Genomic DNA, 5,641 nt, shown 5'->3' on the forward strand with positions numbered 1-5,641 from the left:
CCACCGCCCTCGCCCTCCACCCGACGCCCCGGCCCCGCAAGCGCGCCCCGGGCAAGCGCATACCCGGAGCGACCGGCCGGCACGGCCACCGGACCGCCGACGCGGCCGCGGCCCGGCCGCGCTGACGGTGGGCACCCCGCGAGACGGGAAGGGCCACGTCCGGCGCCGCCCGCCCGCCGGCGGCGCCGGACGCCGGCCCCACCCGCTGCCCGCCATCCGCCCGGGAGACAATCGGCCGAACACGAGACGCACATCGGAAGGCCGGCAATTGACCGCGGACGCGAGCACGTTCACCACCCCCTCCACGGAGCGCCCGCCGTCTGCGGTCCCCGTCGACTGGACGGCCGTCGAGGACTGGCTCGGGGTCGGCCTGCCGACCGACTACAGGCGGCTCGCCGACCGGCACGGCCCGATGGACTTCGGCGATTACGTGTGGATCCACGTCCCCTGCGTGCAACAGGGCCGCTTCGACTACGGCGAGTGGCTGCGCGAAACCCACCGAGAGGCGCGGATCGAGGCCCGGAAACTACCCGAAGCCGAGCGCCCCGTGTTCCACCCCGAGCCCGGCGGCCTGCTGGCCTGGGGCTGCACGCGGGGCGGCGACGTGCTGTTCTGGGACACCTCGGCCTCCGCCGACCCGGACGGGTGGACCGTGGTGGTGCGGCACTCGGGCGCGGTGCCCGGCAGCGGCCTCCTCGCCTGGCACCGCTACGGCTTGACGCTCACCGGCTACCTGCGGCACACCGTCCGCGACACCTGGGAGCTGCCTTCTCCGCCCGGCCCGCTGATGGGCCCGCTCCCGGGCACCGTCGCGCGAACGGCCTTCCTCGCCGACGCCGGCGCCTGGACCCCGCCCGCACCGGTCCCGCCCCGGCTCACCGAAGCGGAGCGCCGCGTCGCGCTGACCACCGGCACCGGATGGGACGCGCTGCGACTGCTGTCGCCGCCCCCCGAGCGGCCGTACCTCGGCGACGGCTCCTGGGAGCGGCTGTTCACCGAGCTCGGCACCCGGCTCCCCGAGGAGTACGTGCGCCTGATGGACGAGTACGGCGCCGGGATCTGGAGCGGATGGCTGCGCTTCCACACGCCGCTCAGGACCGGCGGGCGGCGCTTCCTGACGCATGCCGAGGACACCGCGGACGCCTACCGGGACCTCAAGGACGCTTTCCCGGACCGGTGCCCGCTCACCGTCTGGCCGGACCCGGGCGGCTTCCTCCCCTTCGCCAACTCCATCGACGGCGACCACCTCGGCTGGCTCACCGAGGGCGAGGACCCCGACGCATGGCCGCTGATCGTCTGGCCCCGCCACGCGGACCAGGGCCCGCCGCTCGAAGGCGGCCTCATCGGCACCCTCCTCGCCTGGCAGCGCGGCACCCTGGCCGCGCCCGGACTCGCCACCCTGGACGAGGACGACGACCCCGTCGAGTTCGCGGGCTTCCGCCCCTGGGACGACAGCGCCTACTGGTGACCCCCCGGCCGCGCCTGACGGCCCTTCGGCGGCCGGGGGGCGACCTCGTCGAAGGCGTCGGCCACGGTGTGGCCGTGGTGGCGGGAGCCGCGGTACGTGCCCGGACCCCCGGAGACCACGACACGGCGTTGACGGCGGCCTGACCGTCCGGAGGCGGGCGGAGCGCCGGCCGCCGCCCGCAGCGGCTTCGGGGCGCTGCACAGCCCGGGCGGGCTCGGTAGACTGGAACAGGGCATGAGGACCGCCCCGGGCCGCGCCTGCGGCGCACCCGCACCTCCCCGCATGCATCCCGCGCGATGACCGCCTTCTCGGCCCCCGGGTGCCGTGGATGAGCCGGCGGGCGCCGACCCTCTGCCCCGGCCGCCTTCCCCCGCCTCCCGGCGTGGGCCGGCCGGTGGCCCCGCATCCGCACCTCATCGAGGAGCAGTCATGCGTACGTTCTCCCGCTCGACTTCCCGCTGCACGCGCCGCATCACGATCGGTGTGGCCGGCGCGGCCCTGATCGGTCTCGGCATGGCGTCGCCCGCCCCGGCCGCACCGGCACCCGACACTGCCGTGCACCCGTACAAGGCGCCCCAGCCCTATGTGTTCTCCTACGGGTACAACAACCACCTCTCCCTGGGCGGCGGGAACTTCACCGTGGGCGGCCGCGTCTACGTGACGGTCAACCTGAATTCGGGGGCCACGCACTACGGCAAGTGGGTGGTGGCGCGCCCCGGACAGCGAAACCCCGGCGGAACGTTCCACGTCGAGACGCGCATCCCGTACCACTGCCCGCCCGGCAAGAACGGCTACGCGCGCGGCTACGACGAGGCCACCCGCACATGGTCGCCCAAGCTGCCGGTGTCGATCTGCGTCCGCTTCGACTGAACGGGAACGTGGTGACCCACCCCACACCTCCCCGGCTGGACCGCCGGCGAAGGGCCCGCGTATGAATTGATCATGCTGTCAGAGCCCCCCGCCCCGCAATCCCCGCTGATACGAAGCCTGCGCACAGCCGTGGACGCGGCTCCCGAGGACGTTCCTCTGCGCCTGCACCTCGCCGAAATGCTGCTCGCCGCGGGTCGTCACGACGCGGCGGTGGCCGAGGCAGCCGCCGCGTTGCAGCATGCGCCGGGGGACGGGGCAGCACGGGAGCTGATGGTGCGGGCGATGGGGATACCGGCGCCCTCCGACCCCGCGAGCCGGGACTCGTCCACGCCGGCGGAGCCGGCCGCGTCCGTCGAGGCGGCCGCAGCCGAAAGGCCCGCCGCCCCCGACACACCGTCCCCCCGCGCCGGATTCGACTGGCGGGCGGCCGAGCAGGAGGTCGACGGCATCGTCGAACCCCGCTTCGCCGAACCCGTCACCGCCGACGGCAGCGGTGACCCGGGGGACGCGGACGCCTGGGACGCCACCGCTCCCGGCACCGTACGCCTCGCGGACGTCGGCGGCATGCAGGAGGTCAAGGACCGCCTGGAAGCCGCGTTCCTCGCCCCGATGCGCAACCCCGAACTGCGCAAGCTGTACGGCAAGAGCCTGCGCGGCGGGCTCCTCCTGTACGGACCGCCCGGCTGCGGCAAGACCTTCATCGCCCGCGCCGTCGCCGGCGAGCTGGGCGCGAGCTTCCTGTCCGTGTCCGTGGGCGACGTCCTCGACATGTGGATCGGGAACTCCGAGCGCAACATGCACGAGGTCTTCCAGACCGCCCGCCGCCAGGCGCCCTGCGTCGTCTTCCTCGACGAACTGGACGCGCTCGGCGGCAAGCGCAGCCGGACCCAGCACAGCGGCATGCGCAACACCGTCAACCAGCTCCTCACCGAGCTCGACGGCATCGATTCCGCCGCCAACGAGGGCGTGTTCGTCCTCGCCGCCACGAACGTCCCCTGGGACGTCGACGTCGCACTCCGGCGTCCGGGACGCCTGGACCGCACGCTCCTCGTCCTGCCGCCCGACGCCACCGCCCGCGAGGCGATCCTCCGCTACCACCTGCGCGACCGGCCCATCGAAGCAGTCGACCTGGGACGCCTCGTCAAGGCGACCGACGGCCTCTCGGGCGCCGACCTCGCCCACGTGTGCGAGTCGGCCGCCGAGAGCGCCCTGCTCGACTCCGCACGCTCCGGCGTGATCCGCATGATCGGTACGAAGGACCTCCTCGACGCCGCCAGGTCGGTGGTCCCCTCGACCGAGCCGTGGTTCGCGGCGGCGCGGAACGTGGCGATGTTCGCCAACGAGGGCGGCATGTACGACGACCTGGTGACGTACCTGAAGAAGAGGCGGAAGCTGTGAGCGCGAACCCGGTACTGGCGCGCGCCGGAGCCCTCCAGGCGGCAGACCGCTTCGAGGAGTCCAAGGCCGTGCTGGCCCCCCACCTCGCCGAGGAGCCGGACGACGACTGGGCCTGGCAACTGCTCGCCGTCGCCCACGAGAAGCTCGGCGAGTACGAGCCCGCGGCGCGGGCCGCCACCGAGATGCTCCGGATCACCCCCGGACACGTCGGCGCGCTGATCCTGCTGTCCCGGGTGCTCCTCAGCCTGGGCCGGCAGCCCGAGGCGCGGGCCGCGGCAGAGGAAGCCGTCCGCAGGGCACCCGACAAGTGGTCCTCCCACTACGCGCTGTCCGGCGTGCTCATCGCCTACGCGACGGCCCCTCCCGCCGACCACGAGCGGGCGTACGAAGCGGCCCGTGAAACCGTGCGCCTCGCCCCGCAGGAGCCCGACGCCCACAAGGCCCTGTGCTTCGCGGCCGTGCGCAGCGAGCGCCAGGACGTCGCGAAGCAGGCGCTCATGGAATGGCTGCGCCTCGACCCGTCCAACGAGACGGCGCAGGCCATGTACACCGACGCCATGGCCACCGGCCCGGACGTGACGGCCGCCCGGGCCGCGGAGATGTACTCCGCCGGCCTCGCGGGCGCACCGCACTCCGCGATGCTGCGCGGCGGCCTCGACGACGCCGCCTACCGCCTGCTGCGGGGAACGCGCTGGCTCGCGCTCGCCTGCCTGGCCGCCGCGGGCGTGATGATCGACCTCTTCGCCACGGCCAAGGACCCGGTCCTGCGGGAGCTGCCCGTACCGCTCGGCAACCGTCTCTGGGTGCTGACGGTCATGGCCGCGCTCTGGGGGTTCGGCGCGCTGTTCCGCTACAGCCGGATGCGCAGGGGAGTGCAGCTCGCCATCGGCTCCCTCGTCCGCCGCGGCCGCTGGGCCCGGATCGTCGTCGCCCAGGCGGCATGGACCATGCTCTGCGCACTGCTGATATCGCAGATTCCGTGGACCGACCGCAGTGTGCCGGAAATCCTGTTCTGGGCCGGCCTGGCGGTGCCCTTCGCGACGATGCCGTACGACCGCAAGAAGGCGGGCTGACACCGGCTTTGCCGAAACGGCAACGACCGTTGCCGCCTCCTGGGGGAGGTTGCAGCCTGGGGTCCGGCAGAGACCGCCGAACACGGAGGCTGCAACACGATGACCACCCATGAAGAGACCACGACCGCGCTGAATGCCCGCCACCGCGCGCAGGTGCGCAACCGGGTCCACCGCGTACGCCCCGGCGAAGGGGACGGCCACGCCGCCATCAGCGGCGGCACCGTCGGCTCGCGGAGGCTCTGGATGGGCCTGGTGGAGAACCCGCCGCTGAGCGCAACGGACAACCACCACCACGGCGAGTCGGAGGCGGGCATCTACGTGGTCAGCGGCCACCCGGTGTTCGTCTTCCACGACGGCACCGGGGAGGTCCGCCTCGCGGGCGGCCCCGGCGACTTCTTCCTCGTCCCGCCCTTCGTCCCGCACCGCGAGGAGAACCCCGACCCCGACGAGCCGGCGGTCGTCGTGATCGCCCGCACCACCCAGGAGCCGATCAAGGTCCCGGTGCCCGGGCTGTATCCGCTCCCGGAAACCGGCACGCAGGAGGGCTCACGACCCGGGCGGCCGTGAGAGCCGACTCAGATGTCGAGGAAGCGGACGTCCTTGGCGTTGCGCTGGATGAAGGAGCGCCGGGCCTCGACGTCCTCGCCCATGAGCACGGAGAACAGGTTGTCGGCCTGGGCGGCGTCGTCCAGGGTGACCTGGCCTAGCACGCGGTGGTCGACGTCCATGGTGGTGACGCGCAGCTCCTCGGCGTTCATCTCGCCCAGACCCTTGAAGCGCTGGATCGAGTCCTCCCGGATCCGCTTGCCGTTCTGCTTGCCGAGCTCGACGA

5 protein-coding genes and 1 pseudogene are annotated in these 5,641 nt (G+C 73.4%); 5 read left to right on the top strand and 1 reads right to left on the bottom strand.

Annotated elements, in window-relative coordinates; translation table 11 throughout:
* The first annotated feature begins 268 nt into the window (after nt 1-268).
* The 5 genes from EF903_RS27595 (at nt 269) to EF903_RS27615 (ending at nt 5,376) form a co-directional block, all read left to right on the top strand.
* Entirely contained in the window at nt 269-1,468 is a 1,200-nt protein-coding gene (locus EF903_RS27595; RefSeq protein ID WP_125547660.1) for an SMI1/KNR4 family protein, read from the top strand.
* A gap of 429 nt (nt 1,469-1,897) precedes the next feature.
* Nucleotides 1,898-2,338, top strand: a complete 441-nt coding sequence (locus tag EF903_RS27600; protein ID WP_125547662.1) for a hypothetical protein — start codon at nt 1,898-1,900, stop codon at nt 2,336-2,338.
* Between the two features lie 72 nt (nt 2,339-2,410).
* Nucleotides 2,411-3,736 (top strand): tetratricopeptide repeat protein, encoded by a 1,326-nt coding sequence (locus EF903_RS27605; RefSeq protein WP_125547664.1) that lies wholly within the window; start codon nt 2,411-2,413, stop codon nt 3,734-3,736.
* Nucleotides 3,733-4,809 (top strand): tetratricopeptide repeat protein, encoded by a 1,077-nt coding sequence (locus EF903_RS27610; protein WP_125547666.1) that lies wholly within the window; start codon nt 3,733-3,735, stop codon nt 4,807-4,809. The genes EF903_RS27605 and EF903_RS27610 overlap by 4 nt, the downstream gene beginning before the upstream one ends.
* Nucleotides 4,810-4,908: 99 nt before the next feature.
* Nucleotides 4,909-5,376, top strand: a complete 468-nt coding sequence (locus tag EF903_RS27615) for a cupin domain-containing protein (protein ID WP_125547668.1) — start codon at nt 4,909-4,911, stop codon at nt 5,374-5,376.
* 8 nt (nt 5,377-5,384) lie between these two features.
* On the opposite strand, the pseudogene EF903_RS27620 reads toward EF903_RS27615, so the two are convergent.
* Nucleotides 5,385-5,641 (bottom strand): annotated as a pseudogene (locus tag EF903_RS27620) (DNA topoisomerase IV subunit B); the annotation flags it as partial.

It is taken from the genome of Streptomyces sp. WAC05292 (assembly GCF_003949955.1).
GTDB lineage: Bacteria > Actinomycetota > Actinomycetes > Streptomycetales > Streptomycetaceae > Streptomyces > Streptomyces globosus.

Coding starts and splice junctions, on each gene's coding strand:
- EF903_RS27600 (WP_125547662.1), top strand. CDS start 1,898: ATGCGTACGTTCTCCCGCTCGACTTCCCGCTGCACGCGCCGCATCACG.
- EF903_RS27615 (WP_125547668.1), top strand. CDS start 4,909: ATGACCACCCATGAAGAGACCACGACCGCGCTGAATGCCCGCCACCGC.
- EF903_RS27605 (WP_125547664.1), top strand. CDS start 2,411: ATGCTGTCAGAGCCCCCCGCCCCGCAATCCCCGCTGATACGAAGCCTG.